This window comes from Lentzea sp. NBRC 105346 (assembly GCF_030269605.1).
Classification (GTDB): Bacteria; Actinomycetota; Actinomycetes; order Mycobacteriales; family Pseudonocardiaceae; genus Lentzea.
Genome location: NZ_BSTQ01000001.1, coordinates 825,860 through 841,677 on the forward strand (window position 1 = coordinate 825,860; position 15,818 = coordinate 841,677).

General features: G+C 70.0%; 16 protein-coding genes. 9 read left to right on the forward strand and 7 right to left on the reverse strand.

Annotated elements, in window-relative coordinates; all coding sequences use genetic code 11:
* Window positions 1-45 precede the first annotated feature (45 nt).
* The 4 genes from QSK35_RS03110 to QSK35_RS03125 are packed head-to-tail and all read left to right on the forward strand — an operon-like array spanning window position 46 to window position 2,342.
* Window positions 46-480 carry a hypothetical protein gene (locus QSK35_RS03110; protein ID WP_285741994.1) on the forward strand — a complete coding sequence of 145 codons (435 nt, stop codon included), beginning with the start codon at window positions 46-48 and terminating at the stop codon, window positions 478-480.
* Window positions 477-1,706 (forward strand): NRAMP family divalent metal transporter, encoded by a 1,230-nt coding sequence (locus QSK35_RS03115; protein ID WP_285741996.1) that lies wholly within the window; start codon window positions 477-479, stop codon window positions 1,704-1,706. Before QSK35_RS03110 ends, QSK35_RS03115 begins: the two co-directional genes overlap by 4 nt.
* A complete protein-coding gene (locus QSK35_RS03120) occupies window positions 1,703-2,092 on the forward strand; it encodes a hypothetical protein (protein ID WP_285741998.1) in 390 nt (129 codons plus the stop codon). The genes QSK35_RS03115 and QSK35_RS03120 overlap by 4 nt, the downstream gene beginning before the upstream one ends.
* Entirely contained in the window at window positions 2,082-2,342 is a 261-nt protein-coding gene (locus QSK35_RS03125) for a PRC-barrel domain-containing protein (protein ID WP_285742000.1), read from the forward strand. The genes QSK35_RS03120 and QSK35_RS03125 overlap by 11 nt, the downstream gene beginning before the upstream one ends.
* Here the strand turns inward: QSK35_RS03125 and QSK35_RS03130 are convergent, their stop codons facing one another.
* Together QSK35_RS03130 and QSK35_RS03135 are read right to left on the reverse strand one after the other, a co-directional pair.
* Window positions 2,343-3,800 (reverse strand): aminotransferase class I/II-fold pyridoxal phosphate-dependent enzyme, encoded by a 1,458-nt coding sequence (locus QSK35_RS03130; protein WP_285742002.1) that lies wholly within the window; start codon window positions 3,798-3,800, stop codon window positions 2,343-2,345.
* A 29-nt stretch (window positions 3,801-3,829) separates the two neighbouring features.
* Window positions 3,830-4,843: a Ppx/GppA family phosphatase gene (locus QSK35_RS03135; RefSeq protein ID WP_285742004.1), complete on the reverse strand. Its 1,014-nt coding sequence runs from the start codon at window positions 4,841-4,843 to the stop codon at window positions 3,830-3,832.
* A gap of 159 nt (window positions 4,844-5,002) precedes the next feature.
* Here QSK35_RS03135 and pgfA point away from each other — a divergent pair, with 159 nt between their 5' ends.
* Window positions 5,003-6,133 (forward strand): cell envelope lipid trafficking protein PgfA, encoded by a 1,131-nt coding sequence (pgfA, locus tag QSK35_RS03140; RefSeq protein ID WP_285742006.1) that lies wholly within the window; start codon window positions 5,003-5,005, stop codon window positions 6,131-6,133.
* Window positions 6,134-7,116: 983 nt separating this feature from the next.
* Here pgfA and QSK35_RS03145 read toward each other — a convergent pair.
* Window positions 7,117-7,947, reverse strand: a complete 831-nt coding sequence (locus tag QSK35_RS03145; RefSeq protein ID WP_285742008.1) for a patatin-like phospholipase family protein — start codon at window positions 7,945-7,947, stop codon at window positions 7,117-7,119.
* A 4-nt stretch (window positions 7,948-7,951) separates the two neighbouring features.
* The gene (locus QSK35_RS03150) at window positions 7,952-10,492 is read right to left on the reverse strand and encodes a LuxR C-terminal-related transcriptional regulator (RefSeq protein WP_285742465.1); all 2,541 of its coding nucleotides are present in this window, start codon (window positions 10,490-10,492) and stop codon (window positions 7,952-7,954) included.
* A gap of 127 nt (window positions 10,493-10,619) precedes the next feature.
* Between QSK35_RS03150 and QSK35_RS03155 the strand changes: the two genes are divergently transcribed.
* The gene (locus QSK35_RS03155; RefSeq protein ID WP_285742009.1) at window positions 10,620-11,171 is read left to right on the forward strand and encodes a hypothetical protein; all 552 of its coding nucleotides are present in this window, start codon (window positions 10,620-10,622) and stop codon (window positions 11,169-11,171) included.
* Window positions 11,172-11,208: 37 nt separating this feature from the next.
* Here QSK35_RS03155 and QSK35_RS03160 read toward each other — a convergent pair whose 3' ends face one another.
* A complete protein-coding gene (locus QSK35_RS03160; RefSeq protein ID WP_285742011.1) occupies window positions 11,209-11,601 on the reverse strand; it encodes a nuclear transport factor 2 family protein in 393 nt (130 codons plus the stop codon).
* 71 nt (window positions 11,602-11,672) lie between these two features.
* Here QSK35_RS03160 and QSK35_RS03165 point away from each other — a divergent pair, with 71 nt between their 5' ends.
* The 3 genes from QSK35_RS03165 to QSK35_RS03175 all read left to right on the forward strand — a co-directional run bounded on the left by QSK35_RS03165 (window position 11,673) and on the right by QSK35_RS03175 (window position 14,008).
* A complete protein-coding gene (locus QSK35_RS03165) occupies window positions 11,673-12,263 on the forward strand; it encodes a TetR/AcrR family transcriptional regulator (protein WP_285742013.1) in 591 nt (196 codons plus the stop codon).
* A gap of 11 nt (window positions 12,264-12,274) precedes the next feature.
* A complete protein-coding gene (locus tag QSK35_RS03170; RefSeq protein WP_285742015.1) occupies window positions 12,275-13,108 on the forward strand; it encodes a TIGR03560 family F420-dependent LLM class oxidoreductase in 834 nt (277 codons plus the stop codon).
* Window positions 13,109-13,192: 84 nt separating this feature from the next.
* Complete coding sequence (locus QSK35_RS03175) at window positions 13,193-14,008, forward strand: hypothetical protein (protein WP_285742016.1); 816 nt, start codon at window positions 13,193-13,195, stop codon at window positions 14,006-14,008.
* 9 nt (window positions 14,009-14,017) lie between these two features.
* Here QSK35_RS03175 and QSK35_RS03180 read toward each other — a convergent pair whose 3' ends face one another.
* A complete protein-coding gene (locus QSK35_RS03180) occupies window positions 14,018-14,698 on the reverse strand; it encodes a 3-keto-disaccharide hydrolase (RefSeq protein WP_285742018.1) in 681 nt (226 codons plus the stop codon).
* A gap of 74 nt (window positions 14,699-14,772) precedes the next feature.
* A complete protein-coding gene (locus QSK35_RS03185; protein ID WP_285742020.1) occupies window positions 14,773-15,810 on the reverse strand; it encodes a LacI family DNA-binding transcriptional regulator in 1,038 nt (345 codons plus the stop codon).
* Between the last annotated feature and the right edge of the window lie 8 nt (window positions 15,811-15,818).

Below are 15,818 nucleotides of genomic sequence, written 5' to 3' on the forward strand. Positions count from 1 at the left end.
AGCCCAGCGGTGTTTCGCCTGCCCACGGAGCGGGTAGCAGGTGTTATGCGGCGCTGGTTGCTGGCCGGGACGGTCGTGGTGGTGGCGCTCGGCGCCATCGGCCTCGGACTGCTGCCCACCACTGAGGACGGCTTCCGGTCGACCGCGGTGACCAGTGCGCGCGACACCAGGTCGGCGGTGCTCAGCACCCGCGAGGTCGGCGCCGCCGCGCTACGCGGCCGCGTGTTGCAGTCCTATGTGAACATTGCCGTTCAGCGAGCGCGGGACCAGGTGTCCACGGCCATCACCGACCTGGTGGACACCGAGGTGCCCGGCCCGTCGTCGCAGCGGCTGCGCGACGAGGTGCTGCCGATGCTCACCCGCTCCGCCGCCCGGATCAACGACGTCGCCACCGCGAGCTCCACGGAGGACCGGGACGCGTTGTCCCGGGCCGTCGACGAGCTGAGCGGTCTGGCCGGCGAACTCGGCGGTGTCCGGTGAAACGCGTCTTCGCCATCACCCTCGGCATCCTCACCGCGATCGGTGGGTTCGTCGACATCGGCGATCTCGTCGCGAACGCGGTGACCGGCGCCCGGTTCGGCATGCGGCTGGCCTGGGTGGTCGTCGTCGGCGTCATCGGCATCTGCGTGTACGCGGAGATGTGCGGGCGGGTGGCCGCGGTGAGCGGGCGCCCGGTGTTCGACCTCGTGCGCGAGCGGCTCGGTCCCCGCATCGGGCTGACGAACCTCATCGGGTCCTATCTGGCCACGCTGTTCACGCTTTCGGCGGAGATCGGCGGTGTCGCGATCGCGGTCGAGCTGGCGACGAGCGTGCACTACCTGCTGTGGGTGCCGATCGCGGCGTTCGTCGTGTGGGTGGTCATATGGCGGGTGAAGTTCGAGATGATGGAACGGATCTTCGGCCTCGCCGGCCTCTCGCTCGTCGTGTTCGTCGTCGCGCTGATCCAGCTCGCGCCGCCGTGGGGGCAGCTCGCCGGGCAGGCGGTGACGCCGGTCGTCCCGGCCGGGGAGGACTGGGCCACCTACGGTTTCTTCGCGGTCGCACTGTTCGCCGCGGCACTCACGCCGTACGAGGTGTTCTTCTTCTCCAGCGGTGGCGTGGAGGAACGCTGGACCCGCAAGGATCTCGTGGTCTCGCGGCTCAACGTGTTCATCGGCTTTCCGTTGGGCGGCCTGCTGTCCCTGGGCGTGATGGGGACGGCGGCGACGTTGTTCCTGCCGCTCGGGGTGCGGGTGGAGAGCCTGGACCAGGTCGCGCTGCCGGTCGCCGTGGCGCTGGGCAAGCTCGGCCTCGCCGTGGTCATCCTCGGGTTCTTCGCCGCCACGTTCGGCGCGGCGCTCGAGACGGGTCTGTCGGCGGGCTACACGATCGCGCAGTACTTCGGCTGGCAGTGGGGAAAGCTCGTCCGCCCGCGCGAGGCCGCCCGGTTCCACACCGTGGTGCTGGTGAGCATCCTGATCGGGGTGGCCATGCTGCTCACCACCACGGACCCGATCATGATCACCGAGTACTCACTGGTGTTCAGCGCGGTCGCGCTGCCGCTGACCTACCTGCCGATCCTCATCGTCGCGAACGACCGCGACTACCTCGGCGACCAGGTGAACAGCCGCACGGCCAACGCCCTCGGCGTGACCTACCTCGTGATCATTCTCGTCGTCGCAGTGGCCGCCGTGCCACTGATGATCATCTCCGGGATGGGCGGATGAAGATCCCCGATCCGCTGCGCGTCGACTTCCACCTGCTGGACCGGCAGGTGGTCGATCCCGACGGCTACCTCATCGGCAAGGTCGACGACGTGGAGGTGTCGGTCGGCGAGGACGGTGTGCCCGTCGTGACCGCGATCCACATCGGACAGCACGCGCTGGGCAACCGGATCGGCGGCGTGATCGGGCGCTGGCTGGCCGCCACCGCCCGGCGGCTGCACGAGACCGGTGACCCGCGGCCGCTGCGGGTGCCGTTCGAGCTCGTGCACAAAGTGGACAGTGCGGTCGTGCTGTCCGTGCGGCACGAGCTCATGGACCCCTCGGCGTTGGAGATATGGTTGCGCGACAACGTGATCGGCCGCATTCCGGGAGCGCGTGATGCTGGCTAGTGACTATCTGGGCCGGACCGTGCGCGACGCCGACGGCCAGGAGCTCGGCCGGGTGGCGGACCTGATCGCCCAGGTCGGCGAGGACGGCACACCCCGCATGGTCGCCGTACTGGTCACGCCGCGGTGGCGCGGCCGGCTGCTCGGGTACGAACGGCCCGGCGTGCAAGGGCCGTGGGTCTTCGACAAGCTCGCCGGGTGGCTGCACCGCGGCACGCGCGAGATCCCGTGGGACGAAGTGCGCTGGGAGTGACTACCGCTTGACCACCCTGATCTTCTGCACGTCGACGTCGGTCGGGTCCGGGATGTACATGCCCGCCTCGCGGCCGGACCGCAGGTAGTCGATCACCGGCTGGGTGATCACCTCACCGGGCAGCGCGGCCGGCACGCCCGGCGGGTACGGGCTGATGGTCTCCGCGCAGATCCGCCCGACCGCGTCGGCCGCGTCCACGTGCTCGGCCAGGGCGAAGAACGCGTCGCGGGGCGGCATGGCCTGGTCGAGTTCCAGCTCGCCGGGATCGGGGATCTCGACGTGCCGGGCGCGCGGCAGGTTCTCGGCCTCCTTGGCCAGTGCGGCGATCGCGTCGACCAACCGGCTGACCGTCTCGTCGTCGTCGGCGATCGTGATCTGGGCGGCGATCCGCCGGTGGTCCGAGAGGCCCACGTCGACGCGTTGGTTGTCCCGCAACCACTCCGCGGCCGTGTAGCCGCTGATCCCGAGCTCCCGCACGTCCATCACGATCTTCAACGGGTCGTGGTCGAACGCCTTGCCGTCGCCCACGACGTCCTCACGCGACACCACGCGCACGAGCGGGCCGAGCCGGGCGCGCGTCTCGTGCACCAGGTCGATCGCGCGGTCGAGCAGCTCGTGCCCGTGTTCGTACATCTGCCGGCGCCAGCCGTCCAGGCACGCGTAGACCAGCGCCGACGGGCTGGTGGTGTTGAGCAGGTCGGCGCGCATGGCCAGCACTTCCGGCGCCACGCGGTCGCCCTGCAGGTGGTAGACGGAGCTCTGTTCGATGCCCGCGCCCATCTTGTGCACGCTCGTGACGCAGAGGTCGGCGCCGGCGTCCATCGCCCACGCGGGCAGTCCGTCGTGGAACGGCAGATGCGCGCCCCAGGCCTCGTCGACGATGAGCGTTTTGTCCCGTTCATGGCAAACGTCGGCGATCGCGGCGATGTCGGCGCAGGTGCCGTAGTCGGTCGGCGTGATCAGCAGCAGACCCCTGGTGTCCGGGGCGCGTTCACACGCCGTGACCACCTCGTCAGGTCCCGGCGGGTAGGCCCACTCCCACTCCGGATCCCAGCGCGGATGCACCCACACCGGGTGCACGCCGCTGATGATCAGTCCCGCGACCACCGACTTGTGCGCGTTGCGCGACACCAGCAGGCGTTCACCCGGCCGCGCGACGGTGATGATGCAGCTCTTGACGCTCAACGAGCTGCCGCACGTGGAGAAGTACGCCCGGTCGGCGCCGACGGCGTCGGCCATGAGGTCCTCGGCGTTCGAGATGACCTCGTTGCTCATCTCGCGGTCGTCCAGGCCGTTGAGCACGATGATGTCGGACGCGAAGACGTCCGGGCCGAGTACGTCCAGCACGCGCTGGTCCACTCCTCTGCCCTGCTTGTGTCCGGGCGGAATGAACGGCAGGTGGCCGCGCCGCCGGAAGTTCTCGATCGCCTCCAGGACTGGTGCGCGCGAATGGTCCATGGAGACGATGTACCCGCGTGCGTCCCGCGCTACTCCGGTGTCCCTCGTTCGTGCAGCGGGGTCACCGTGGCGCCGTCCATGCGCACCAGCGGTTGCAGCGGCAACGCGACGCCGGTGTTCGCCATGGTCTCCAGATGCCGCAGCATGATCCCCTCGCGCAGCGCCCACGGGCACACCCGCAGGCGCCGCACCCCCAAAGCGCTCATCGTCGCGTGCGCCACGATGGCCCCGGCCAGCAGCTGCCGGGCCCGCGGCCGCGACACCCCGCGCAACCGCGCGCGTTGCGCCGCCGACATCCCGGCCAGCCGCGGAATCCACGCCCGGACGTCCTCGATCGCGAGCTCACGCGTGACGAACGGCCCCTCGCTCTGCGGTGGCGCCCCCGCCAGCCGGGCGAGCTGCTTGAACGTCTTCGAGGTCGCCACCACCCGGCGTGGCACGCTCTCCCACCGCAACCGGTCGACCACTTCGCCCAGCGTCTCGCGTACGTGTCTGCGCAGCGCCTTCACCTCCCCGCGCTTGGGCGGGTCGTGGTCGAGGAACGCGCGGGTCAGCCGCCCCGCGCCCAGCGGCAACGACAGGGCGAGCTCCGGATCGGCGTCGCGGCCGAGCGCGATCTCCATCGAGCCGCCGCCGATGTCGAGCAGCAGCAACCGCCCGGCCGACCACCCGTACCAGCGATGCGCGGCGAGGTAGGTCAGCCGCGCCTCGTGCTCGCCGTCGAGGAACTGCGGCCGGATCCCCGCGGCCTGCTGGATCCGCCCGATGATGTCGTCGCGGTTCGTGGCGTCGCGAACAGCCGAGGTCGCGAACGGGTACAGCTGGTCCACCCCGTGCCGGTAGGCCGCGGCCACGGCGTCGGCGGCCGCCTTCGCCACCCGTTCGACGCCCTCGTCGCTGACCGACCCGTCCGGCAGAATCTGCTCGCCGAGCAGGGTCGGCTCCTTCACCGCGTGCGCGGGCAGCGGCGGCGCGCCGGGCCGCACGTCGACGATCTGCAGCTGAGCCGAGTTGGACCCGATGTCCAGGACGCCAAGTCGCATGGAGTGCAGTTACCCGCGCGCGGCCTTTCTATGCTCGTTCCGGAATCCCGAAGAACTTTCAAGTTCACCTTGTGATCCATCCCACAGCCTTGGTACAACTGAACGGCTTCACGGCGACTACGACACAGGTCTGAGAGCTCATTGCTCGCGGGAGGACACGTGCGAACCGCAGTCGTCATCGTCTTGCTCGGGTTGGGCGCGTTTGCCGTAGCGGCGGGGTTGGTCCTGCAGCTGCACACCTACCCCACCCTCGCGAAGGTCCAGCACAACATCAACACCGTCTCCGTGTCGCAGGCCGACGGGGCCACCGCCCTGGTCTACCCGCCGGGCAGTCCGATGCCCGAGATACGACACAACCTCAACCTCACCGCGACCACGCACGTCGAGGGTGACCTGGCGCAGCCGGAGGTCAAGGAGGGCGGCGACGTCACCGTGTGGCGGCGGTCGACGATCGTCAAGGAGGACCGCGGCGGCCTCGTTCTAAGCGCCGAGGTGCGGCGAATCTGCGTGAACCGGCACACCGGCGAGTCCGTCTCGCCGTGCCACGGCCAGTTCTACGAGACCGAACAGGACAAGCGAATCACCGCCACGGACAACGAACTCCTGCAGCCGGGCCTGAACTTCGTCTTCCCGTTCGACACGCAACAGCAGGACTACCTCTGGTACGACACCGTGCTCAAGCAGCCGCTGTTCGTGAAGTACGACGCCGAGGACACCGTCGAAGGCCTTGCGGTGTACCGATTCGCGCAGTCCGTGCCGTCGACCATGGTCACCACCTACGCGGTGCCGGGCAGCCTGGTCGGCAAGCCGGACGTGCCGTCGGTCGACGTCGGCCAGTACTACTCCGTCAACCGCACGATCTGGGTCGAACCCCGCACCGGCGCCGTGCTGAAGGTGCGTGAGGACGTGCAGAACGAGCTGCGCGCGGCGGGTCAGGCCGAGGGGCACGGGACTTTTGTGTTCGACGGTGTGCTGCAGCTCAACGATTCCTCCGTGCGAGCGAACGCCGATCAGGTCAAGGCGAATCTGCCGCAGCTGTTCCTGATCACGACGCTGCCTCGGATTCTGTGGATCTCCGGTGCTGTGCTGATCGTGGCCGGGTTGGTGCTGCTCGCCTTGTGGCGCAAGGGGTTCGTTTGGGCTGCGCTCGCGTTGGTGCTCGGGGCTGGGCTCGCCAGCGGGATCACGGTGACGGCTACGAGCATGAACAATCCGGACCGGGAGTTGGATCTCAAGCACGTCGTGCAGTCGGGTGGCACCGAGACAGCCGTGGACTACGGGGTTCGCTGACCGCGTGCGGGGCGGGGACGCGCTGCGGCGGGCTGCCGAGCGGAGGTCCGGGGTTGGTAGGCCCCTGGGATTGTCGGACCTTGGCGCTACGGTCGGCTGGGGGTGTGTCGGCGCGCGGCGGTTACGGGCTGCCCCCGTATCTCAGGCTAGCGACGGGGACCGACAGTTCCGAGGCCGGCAGTTTGGGGTGCGGATACGCGCGGCTCGGGGGTTGGGAACGGTCTCGGGGCTGGGAACGTACGACGTGGAGGTCGGGAACGTACGACTCGCGAGGGGGCTGGGTGGGCGACACGCGGGGGCGGAGTGGGCAACACGCGGCGCGAAGTGGGCGACACGCGGCGCGAAGTGCGGACTCGCGGGTGCTGGGTTGAGGACTCGCCGGGGCTGAACTGGGGACTCGCGCACATCGGGTGCGGGAGCGTCAAACTCGGGGTGCGAGAGCGTCAAACTCGGGGTGCGAGAGCGTCAAACTCGGGGTGCGAGAGCGTCAAACTCGGGGTGCGAGAGCGTCAAACTCGGGGGTCCGGACGGTAAGACTCGCGCCGGGAACGTACGGCTCAGGGGGCGGGAACGTACGACTCGCGCGGGTTGGGGCCCCCGGTACCAGGCGATGCGCGGAGCGCGAGCCGGTTTGGGCATCTACCGCACGAGCGACCGACACGAAGGCGACCACGCACGGAACCGGCAGCCGAGCTGGCGACCACGTACGGCACCGGCAGCCGAGGTGGCGACCACGCACCAAGAGTGGGGCGCGTCTGGTGGGCACGTACGGAACGCGATTGGGGCTTGACTTGGGGTGCGGTGTGGTAGCCCTTGTTGGGCCGGCAGATCTTGCATCTGCCGGCGGAGCCGGCCCACCACGCCGCGAGGGGCCCCAAGTCAAGCCCCAATCGCGCGCCCGAAGGGCGCCCCGGAAGACGCAGCGCCCCACGACACCGGCAGCCAACAAAAGGCGACCACGCACGAAACCGGCAGCAAAAGACTCAGCCCCACACCTCGCTCACAGCCGACGCCACCACGCGAGCCTGAGCAAACCCAGCCTGAGCCGAAGGCCCCCGCCGAGCCGGATCAAGCACATTGCTCCCAATCGCCGCCAAAGCAGCACCATCAGGACTGAGCACGATGGTGTGAGCATCAAGCGCAGCAGCCTGCGAGTCGGGCCGCGCAGCCGGATTGAACGCCCGCGTAATCGGCGCGATCACCACAACGTGGTCGTACCCGGCAGCCAGATCGACGTTGGCGGGCGACCGCATACCACCGTCCATGTACCGGTTCCCGTCGATGGTGACCGGCGGCCACACCAACGGCACCGCACAACTGGCGGCCACCGCATCGACGTACGGCACCCCACTGTCGCGCGAAAACACCGTAAAAGCGCCGGTCTCGGCGTTCACCGCCGTAACCCGCAGATCCCGCGAAGGCCACCCGTTCTGCGCCAGCCGGCCGTCGAACACCTTCCGCCGCTCAGCCTCGGACACAGTTCGCGCCCGCATGGCGGCACGCCCGAGGCGAGCACGTTTCTGCGCACCGGAGCCAGGCAACGCGTAGGCCAGGGCGTAGCGCGCGAGCATGCCGTACGTCAGCCGCGCGGCGATCTCGTTGCCCGCGGGGCGCAGCTGGCCGGCATACAGCTCGGACAACGGTTCGCCGCCCGCGATCTGCGCGGCGACGACGGAACCCGCCGACGTGCCGACCAGCAGGTCCGCCCCGGCGAGGTCGATGCCCGCCTCGGCCAGACCGTGCACGATGCCGATCTCCCAGGCGATCCCGGTGACCCCGCCGCCGCCCAGTACCAACGCCCGCTTGTCGCCCATTCGATCAGCTTGCCATCGCGCCGACCAGGCCCGCGAGGTGGCCCCGGCGCGCGCTGCCGGTCTTGGCGAGCAGGCTGCGCACGTGCGCGTCGACCGTGCGGCGCGACACCGACAGCCGGGTGGCGATGTCGGCGTTGGTGAGGTTGCTCGCGACGAGCAGCAGGACGTCCATCTCGCGGCTGGTCACGCCCATCGCCTGCAGGTGCTGCGGCACGTCGGCGTCGCCGCGTCCGCGCCGGGGCACGGGCAGGCCGGCGTCGCGCATGATCCTCTCGCAGTGGCGGCGCATGAAGTTGTTGCCCAGCAAGGAGAACCGGCTGTGGGCTGCTTGCAGCCACGGTCCCGGTGTGCCCCAGCCGGCGGCGAGCGCGCGGGGTGCGGCCAGGGTGGTGGCGATGGAGGCCATGGTCGGGGCGTACGAGAGGTCGGTGTAGGCGCGCTCCGCCAGGCGACCGTCGCGAGATATCACCGCCTCGCCCAGCAGGGCGAGGCCCCGGTTGGTCCACGAACCGATGCCGTCGACCGGGGTTCGCCGCGCGGGGACGGGATCGTCGTGCAGGACGGCACGCAGCAGCGCGTGCAGGCCGCGGGCCGGTGAGGCACGCATGTCGAGCCGTTGGCGGAGCCGGTCGTACGTGCTGTCGAGCACGGTCAGCGCACCCACCGGATCGGCTGTGCAGAGCAGGCGGAACGCTTGGTACATCACGATGTTCGGCAACGTCGGTGGCAACTGAGGCGTCTCCCGGCCGCGGACGGCGGCGAGCATGGCGGCCATCGCGGTGGCGGTCTCACCGGTGCCCAGGCCGTAGCGGGCGGAGATCTCCGCGGCGTGGTCGCACACGGCCTGCGCCTGTTCGACATCGCCGGACTCCAGCAGCACCGGGTAGAGGTTGACCTCGGCGAGCGCGACGGCGTGCAGGGCGCCGCGGTCGATCGCGGTGCGTCTGGCCTCGCGCAGGCGGGCGGGGTGCATCGTCGTGGCGCGGTCGACCAGGCCCAGCTCGAGGATCGCGCGTTCCCGCCACTCCACCAGGCCGGCGGTGGTCGCGACCTGTTCGAGCCGGGTCAGCGGCGCGATCGCGTCGGTGGGGTCGCCGGCGCGGGCGACGCGGCCGGAGACCAGCAGTGCCGCGCACAGCAGTTCCGGCTCGTCGGCCAGGCGGACCGCCTCCGCGGCCAACGACAATGCCGTCTGACGTTCGCCAATGTCGAACGCGAGGGTCGCGCGCAGCGCGGCCACCCGACTGGCGGGCGCTCCCCCGGCGCGGTCGAGGTGCGCGGCGGCCAGCGCGTGGTCGCCGGTCTCCAGCGCGCAGCGGGCGGCCCGGCAGTGCGCGTCGGCGTCGTCCAGCCGGGCGCTCACCTCGAGCGCCTCGGCGTATCGGCCCATGCCGGTCAGTGCTTCGGCGAGCACGTCGTGCGCGTCCCGGGAATCGGCGAGCCGCAAGGCCGCCAGGGCCGCCTGTTCGGCGGCGCGCAGCTGTCCGCCTGCGAGCAGCAGGCGGGCGTGTTCGACGTGCGACCGCGCCGCCTCGGTGTGGTTCTCGGCGAGCTCGTGCAGCCGGGCGGCCCGCGCGGGCTCGCACCGGACGGCCGCGCGGGCGGCGGTCTCGCGCACGAGCGACGGCGACGCGCACGCCAGCACGGCGTCACGGATCAGGCCGTGGTGGAAGCGGAACCTGCCTCGTCCGGCCGCGGTGAGCACCTGCGCGGCGGTCAGGTCGGCGAGCCCGCGGGCGCATGCGTCCGGGCCGAGCCCCGCGACCGGTTCGACGTCGCGCCACGACACCACGCCGTCCAGCACGGCGACCGCGGTGACGACGGCGTGCAGCTCCGGGCGCATCCGGGCCGCCACCATGGCGTCGACGGACGGCGCGGTCGCCATCGGGACGAGCTCGGACCGCCAGGTCCAGCCGTCGCCGGAGCGGGTGAGGCCGCCGATGCGGACGAGGTCGGCGAGCACCTCCTCGATGATCAGCGGCACGCCCTCGGCGCGTTCGGCGATCAGCGCGACCAGGTCGTCGGGCACGGACCCCAGGACGTCGGTGATCATCGCGTGCTGTTCGGCGGCGTCCAGCCTGCTCAGGCCGTCCGGAGCGCGTTCGGTGGTGACCAGGCACAAACCGACGTCGGGCGCGGCGAGCGCGAGGTGGTCGAGCACCGCCGCGTCGGCCTCCCGCCGGTCGTCGATGATCAGCACGCTGCGCCCGAGCAGCCGCACGACCGCCTCGGCGGTCATCAGGCCGGGTGTCTCGACGACGGGCCGGAACTCCGGCAGCAACGCGCTCAGCGCGGTCCGGTAGCACGGCGCCAGGTCGTGCAGCTCCGGCCAGCCGAGCCGGGTCACGGGTGCCAGCGCCTGCGCGAGGGTCCCACCGCGCAGTACCCGCACGCCCTGGTCGCGGGCGATGCGGGCGAACTCGGTGACCAGGCGCGACTTGCCGATGCCCGCCTCGCCGCGGATCTTGAGTGTTCCGCCGCGGCTGAGTATGCGTCGCCATTCGGCCAGCTCACGACCACGCCCGACGAAGTTCCTGGTTCGCATCACGCGGGCCAGCGTCCGCACTAACTAGGCATCCGCGCCACGTTAATTCCGTTTCCGGTGCCGACGCGCGGACCGATAGCCGGTTGATGGAATCGCCGGGCAACGTCGGAGCAGAAGGGGGAAATCCATGCGAGCACGCGCGTTCGTAGCAGCGGCACTGAGTTCGATCATTCTGGGCCTGGTCGCTCTCGCCACCTCGACCGCCACCGCACAGGCGGCTTACCACATCCACGTGACCAACGGGTTCGAGGGCAACCCGTGGGCCACCTGGGAAGGCCTGTCCGAGGGCAACGCCAACGCGGGCGCCGACATCAACCAGGGGCTGGCTTTCAGAGGCCAGAACAACGGCTGGTTGCACGTCGTTTCCAGCGGCTGGGCCGCCGAGCGCTGGCGGATCGACGTCAGCGGCTCGGAGCGGGACGACTGCGAGGCCAGCATCTGGGCGCGCACCGCCGACGCCGGCCCCGCACCGGTCGAGCTGCAGATCTGGGACCCGAACGGCTGGCGGTTGCTCACCAAGAACACGCCGACCGTCCAGGGCAACAACTACACCCAGATCTTCACGCCCGAGATCGACCTCAGCGGTGTCTCCACCGTGTACGTCCAGGCGATCTACGGCCAGCAGAACGGCCCGGAGCGGTTCATCCGCATCGATGAGGCCCAGTTGGATTGCTACTGAGGTGAAACAGGGCCGCCCCACGCGGGCGGCCCTGCGCTCAGCGCGCGAACGACGGCACCTCGCCCGGCGCGATTATCGGGCCGGAGAGCTGGACGTGCGCGATCGCCCACTCGTCGTCCTGCCGGGTCGCCAGCACGCTGATCCGGAACGAACCGCTCGTGTCGCGCCCCATGGCCGTCGTCTTCTGGTTCAGCACTGCCGTCACGAGCGCGACATTGTCGAACGCCCGGACATGCGGGTCCACCACCGTGAACTCATCGTTCGACAGTGTCGAACCGCGGTGCCTTCCTGTCCATTGATCGCGGTCCAGCATGAACCCGACCGGGCCGATGCCCGCGAAGTCCGGCGTGAGCAGGCCCGCCAGACCGTCGGCGTCGCCCTTCAGCTCCGCTTCCGCCCAGCGGTTCACCAGGTTCAGTACGTCACTCATGATTACCTCCACAATTTTTAGGGTGACTCTAACTCTAGAGCCTCCAGACCTTTAGTGCTACTCTAATTTTTATGACGGGGTTGCGGGAGCTGAAGAAGCAGCAGACGCGGAACCGGATCGCGGACGTCGCGATCCGGTTGTTCGCCGAGCGCGGGTTCGACAACGTGGCGGTCGCCGCGATCGCCCGCGAGGCCGAGGTGTCCGAGGCGACGGTCTTCAACTACTTCCCCAGCAAGGAAGACCTCGTCTACGGCGGCATGGACGAGTTCGAGGAAGCGCTGGTCGAGGCCGTGCGCGAGCGCAAGGAGGGCCAGTCGGCCTTCGGCGCGTTCCGCGAGTTCCTGCTCCAGCCCCGCGGCGCGCTGACCAGCGGCCAGACCGACCGGATCGCCACCGCAGCGCGGATCATCGCGGGCAGCCCGGCGTTGCAGGCGCGCGAACTGCGGTCGTTCGACCGGCACACCGCCGCACTCGCCGAGGTGCTCCAGCGGGAGGGCCAGGCCGCGCCGTGGGTGGTGGCGAACGCGCTCATCGGTGTGCAGCGCGCCATGAAGGACGCCGTCCACCGGCACGCACTCGCCGGCCGGCACGGCGATCACATCACCAAGGACGTCATCGAACAGGCACGTGTCGCACTCGACGTGCTCGAACGCGGACTCTAGGGGGATCCGCAATGCGGGTCAGCATCAGCGTCACCAACTACTCCTGGGACGACCTCAAGGAACTCGACGAGGTCGTCCGCACCGCCGACGAGACCGGCATCGACACCGTGTGGGTGGCCGACCACCTGCTGCAGGCGGACCCGTTCGCCGATCCGGCGCACACCGAGCACCTGGAAGCGTTGACCACACTGGGGTATCTCGCCGCGCGCACCGAACGAGTGCGGCTGGGGACCATGGTCGCCTGCACCACGTTCCGCCCGCCCGCGGTGCTGATCAAGGCGATCAGCACCCTCGCCGCGCTCTCGGGCGGCCGCGCGTGGTTCGGCGTCGGCGCGGGCCACCAGGACGACGAGGCGCGCGCCATGGGACTGCCGTTTCCCAGTACGCCACAACGGTTCGAGCACCTCGAGGACACCCTGCGGCTGGCACGGCAGATGTGGGCGGGCGACGAGACCCCGTTCGAGGGCAGGCATTTCCGGCTCGAACGGCCGCTCAACAGCCCGAACCCCGCGGTGCGGCCGCGCATTCTCGTCGGCGGCGCGGGTGAGCGCCGGACGTTGCCGCTCGTCGCCCGCTACGCCGACGCCTGCAACCTGTTCGACATCCCCGACGGCGGCGCGACCGTCCGGCACAAGCTGGCCGTGCTGGCCTCGTTGTGCGAGGCCGAGGGCCGTCCGTTCGACGAGATCGAGAAGACGATCAGCACGCGGCTGCAGCCGGGCGAGACGGCGGAGTCGTTCGCCGAACGGTGTTCGGGTTTCGCCGACCTCGGCGTGGGCCACGTCGTCGTGATCACGCACGGCCCGTGGACGCCGTCGGCGATCGAGGTGGTCGCTCAGGTGTAGTCACACACGGGGCGGTAACGCTCTGTCGCCCCTCCACGATCCCCAGGCATGAACGCGCACCGCCTCCGACGTGCATGTTCCGCCATGACTGTCGCCATCGCGATCGTCACGGGCGCGGCGGCGTGCACGAACGGTGACGGAGGCGGCGGCGATACCACGACCACTGCCGTGGATCCGCTGACGTCGTTGCGGCTCGACCATTTCTGGGATCTGCAGACACTGGGCTGCATGGCAGGCATCGAAACGGACGTACCCCAGATCGTGGAGGTCGCCGCCATGGTCAAGGTGTGCCAGCGGACCCCCACGGTCATGCGAATGCTCAACACGAGCTCGACATCCGTACGGCTGACCTACCAACCCGCCTGGGCGACGGTCACATACCAAGGCCCACACGCGAAGGACGGTGTGGCGACCACGGCGGTCCTCCGGCAGATGAAGGCGCTCGCCGTCATCGACACCGGCCTGCTGGTTCTGCCCAGCGGGGACTCCGCGATCGTCACGCTCAAGAACACCTCGGGCATGCCGTTCGTGAAGTCGGACGAACAGCACGGCGCACAGGCGTTCTACGGCCGCGCGATCGGCAACCTGATCGACAAGCTGCCCTGGGACAAGGTCGGCGACATCGGCGGTGTCACAGCGAAGGCCACCGCGTGCGCGGGTGGGGCGCTCGCGATCGCGAACCAGCTGGACCTCGACATGAAGGCGGCGATCGACAACGCGAAGGCGTGCTACGACCTGAGCGAGGAGATCAGCCGGCGGTGGAACGAACGCCGGTCGGCCGCACCCGAGGTGCCACGGTTGCGCAGCGGTATCTCGGCCGCGGCCGACGAGGGTTCGCAGATCGCGAACGCGGTGCGACGGTTCGTGACCCGCGCGGGTCAGGTGACCCACCGCGCGTGAGCAACGCGCCTATGTCGTGATCAGCTTCGTCGGGTCCGCCACGGGCGACTCGACCTTGAGGTTCTTGTACTCGTCGTTGATGCCGCTGTTGTGGATCTGGATGGCCAGCGGCCCCACGCGCGCCGCGGTCTTGTCGGTGAACTGCAGGACCTCGGTGGCCTTGCAGGTCTCGGCGCCCTCCGGGATCGGGCAGCACGCCATGCGCGCGACGCCGGTCGCCTGGTTGCCGAGGATCTCGCACTGCGCCCACTTCTTGGCGTCCCACTTGGGGTGCGGGAACGACTTGAAGAGCTTGCCGCCGCTGTTGTTGTGGCCCGGCCGGTAGTCCCAGTGCCCGCCGTTGGGCGGCTGGAACTGGATGGCGCTGAGCGCGTCGCGGATCGGGTTGGTGGTGCCCCAGATCAGCACGGTCGGCTTGTGGTTGCCCTTCACCTGGCGCACGTTGAAGATCCAGCGGAAGCTGCCGTACTGGGCCTTGTTGTAGTACAGCCAGCCGCGGCCGCTGCCGGTGCTGTGGATGGTTCCGTCCTTGACCTCGTAGCCGCCGGGCTTGTTGGCGGTCCAGCCGTCGAGGGTCTTGCCGTCGAACATGGTGACGAACACCGGATCAGCCGATGCGGAGGGGGCGATGACGACGCCGGCGAGCAGGGCCATCCCGGCCGCGAGTGTCCATAGTGGACGACGATTCACAGTTCCGTCCTCCTGGAATGTAAACGTTTTCGCGGAGGCGGTACACCGAGGCTACGAGCGGGACCGGAAGTGCGTCAAGGCGTCGGTGGGGGGATCTCGCCGGAACCGCGCGGCACGAGGACCGCGGGGATCACCTTGTGCACGGCGGGTGAGTCGTCGCCGTCGACGCGGGCGAGCAGCAGTTCGGCGGCGGTGCGGCCGATCTTCGGGACGTCCTGGCGCACCACGGTGATCGCCGGGTCGACCATGTCGGCCAGGGGAAAGTCGTCGAAGCCGATGACCGCGACGCGGTGGTGCAGGCCTCGCGACCGCAGTACGCGCATGGCGCCGACGGTGACGAGGTTCTGCGCGGTGAACAGGGCCGTGGGCGGATTGTCCAGATCCAGCAACGACGCGGCGGCGGCCTCGGCCACGTCGACCCCTTGCAGATCCTTGCGAACCAGCTCTTGGTGCAGTTTCAGGCCGGCGTGCGCGAGGCCCTCGAGGTAGCCGGTGTAGCGCTCCTGGCTGGTCCATAGCGTCTGGCGGTCGCCCAGGAACGCGATGCGCTCGTGGCCGAGGCCCGCCAGTTTCAGCACCGCCTCTCGGGAGCTGTCGCGGTTGGTGGTGGTGACGCTGTCGGTGTGGCCGAACGTGGGCGGGCGGTCGACGAGGACCATCGGGGTGCCGCGTTCGCGTTCCTGTTGCAGGGCGTCCTGGTGGCCGCCGACCGCCATGACGACGATGCCGTCCACGCGGCGAGCGGCGAGCGAAGTGAGCAGTTCCCGTTGCAACGTCGGGTCGTCCTCGTCGCTGCCCGCCAGTACCAGCACGCCGTTCTGGCGGGCACGGTCCTCGATCGCGCGCAGCAGCGCGGAGTCGAACGGGTTGGACAGGTCCTCGAACAGCACGCCGAGGGTGGCGCTGCGGCGGTCGGAGCGGCGCAGGCTGCTGGCGGTGAGGTTCGGGCGGTAGCCGAGCGAGCGGGCCGCGGCGCGGACGCGTTCGGCCGCCTCCTCCCCCACGCCGGGCAGGTCGTTGATCACCCTGGAGACGGTCTTGGTGCTGACCCGCGCGAGCGCGGCGACCTCGCGCATCGTGGGTTCGGACCGCCGCGCGGAGTGATCGTTCATAGCGGAGA

Excerpts from the sequence above, each read along its gene's own strand:
- QSK35_RS03185 (WP_285742020.1), bottom strand. The coding sequence starts at position 15,810 with ATGAACGATCACTCCGCGCGGCGGTCCGAACCCACGATGCGCGAGGTC.
- QSK35_RS03110 (WP_285741994.1), top strand. The coding sequence starts at position 46 with ATGCGGCGCTGGTTGCTGGCCGGGACGGTCGTGGTGGTGGCGCTCGGC.
- QSK35_RS03145 (WP_285742008.1), bottom strand. The coding sequence starts at position 7,947 with ATGGGCGACAAGCGGGCGTTGGTACTGGGCGGCGGCGGGGTCACCGGG.
- QSK35_RS03120 (WP_285741998.1), top strand. The coding sequence starts at position 1,703 with ATGAAGATCCCCGATCCGCTGCGCGTCGACTTCCACCTGCTGGACCGG.
- QSK35_RS03135 (WP_285742004.1), bottom strand. The coding sequence starts at position 4,843 with ATGCGACTTGGCGTCCTGGACATCGGGTCCAACTCGGCTCAGCTGCAG.
- QSK35_RS03160 (WP_285742011.1), bottom strand. The coding sequence starts at position 11,601 with ATGAGTGACGTACTGAACCTGGTGAACCGCTGGGCGGAAGCGGAGCTG.
- QSK35_RS03150 (WP_285742465.1), bottom strand. The coding sequence starts at position 10,492 with ATGCGAACCAGGAACTTCGTCGGGCGTGGTCGTGAGCTGGCCGAATGG.
- QSK35_RS03155 (WP_285742009.1), top strand. The coding sequence starts at position 10,620 with ATGCGAGCACGCGCGTTCGTAGCAGCGGCACTGAGTTCGATCATTCTG.
- QSK35_RS03130 (WP_285742002.1), bottom strand. The coding sequence starts at position 3,800 with ATGGACCATTCGCGCGCACCAGTCCTGGAGGCGATCGAGAACTTCCGG.
- QSK35_RS03170 (WP_285742015.1), top strand. The coding sequence starts at position 12,275 with ATGCGGGTCAGCATCAGCGTCACCAACTACTCCTGGGACGACCTCAAG.
- QSK35_RS03165 (WP_285742013.1), top strand. The coding sequence starts at position 11,673 with ATGACGGGGTTGCGGGAGCTGAAGAAGCAGCAGACGCGGAACCGGATC.
- QSK35_RS03125 (WP_285742000.1), top strand. The coding sequence starts at position 2,082 with ATGCTGGCTAGTGACTATCTGGGCCGGACCGTGCGCGACGCCGACGGC.
- QSK35_RS03175 (WP_285742016.1), top strand. The coding sequence starts at position 13,193 with ATGACTGTCGCCATCGCGATCGTCACGGGCGCGGCGGCGTGCACGAAC.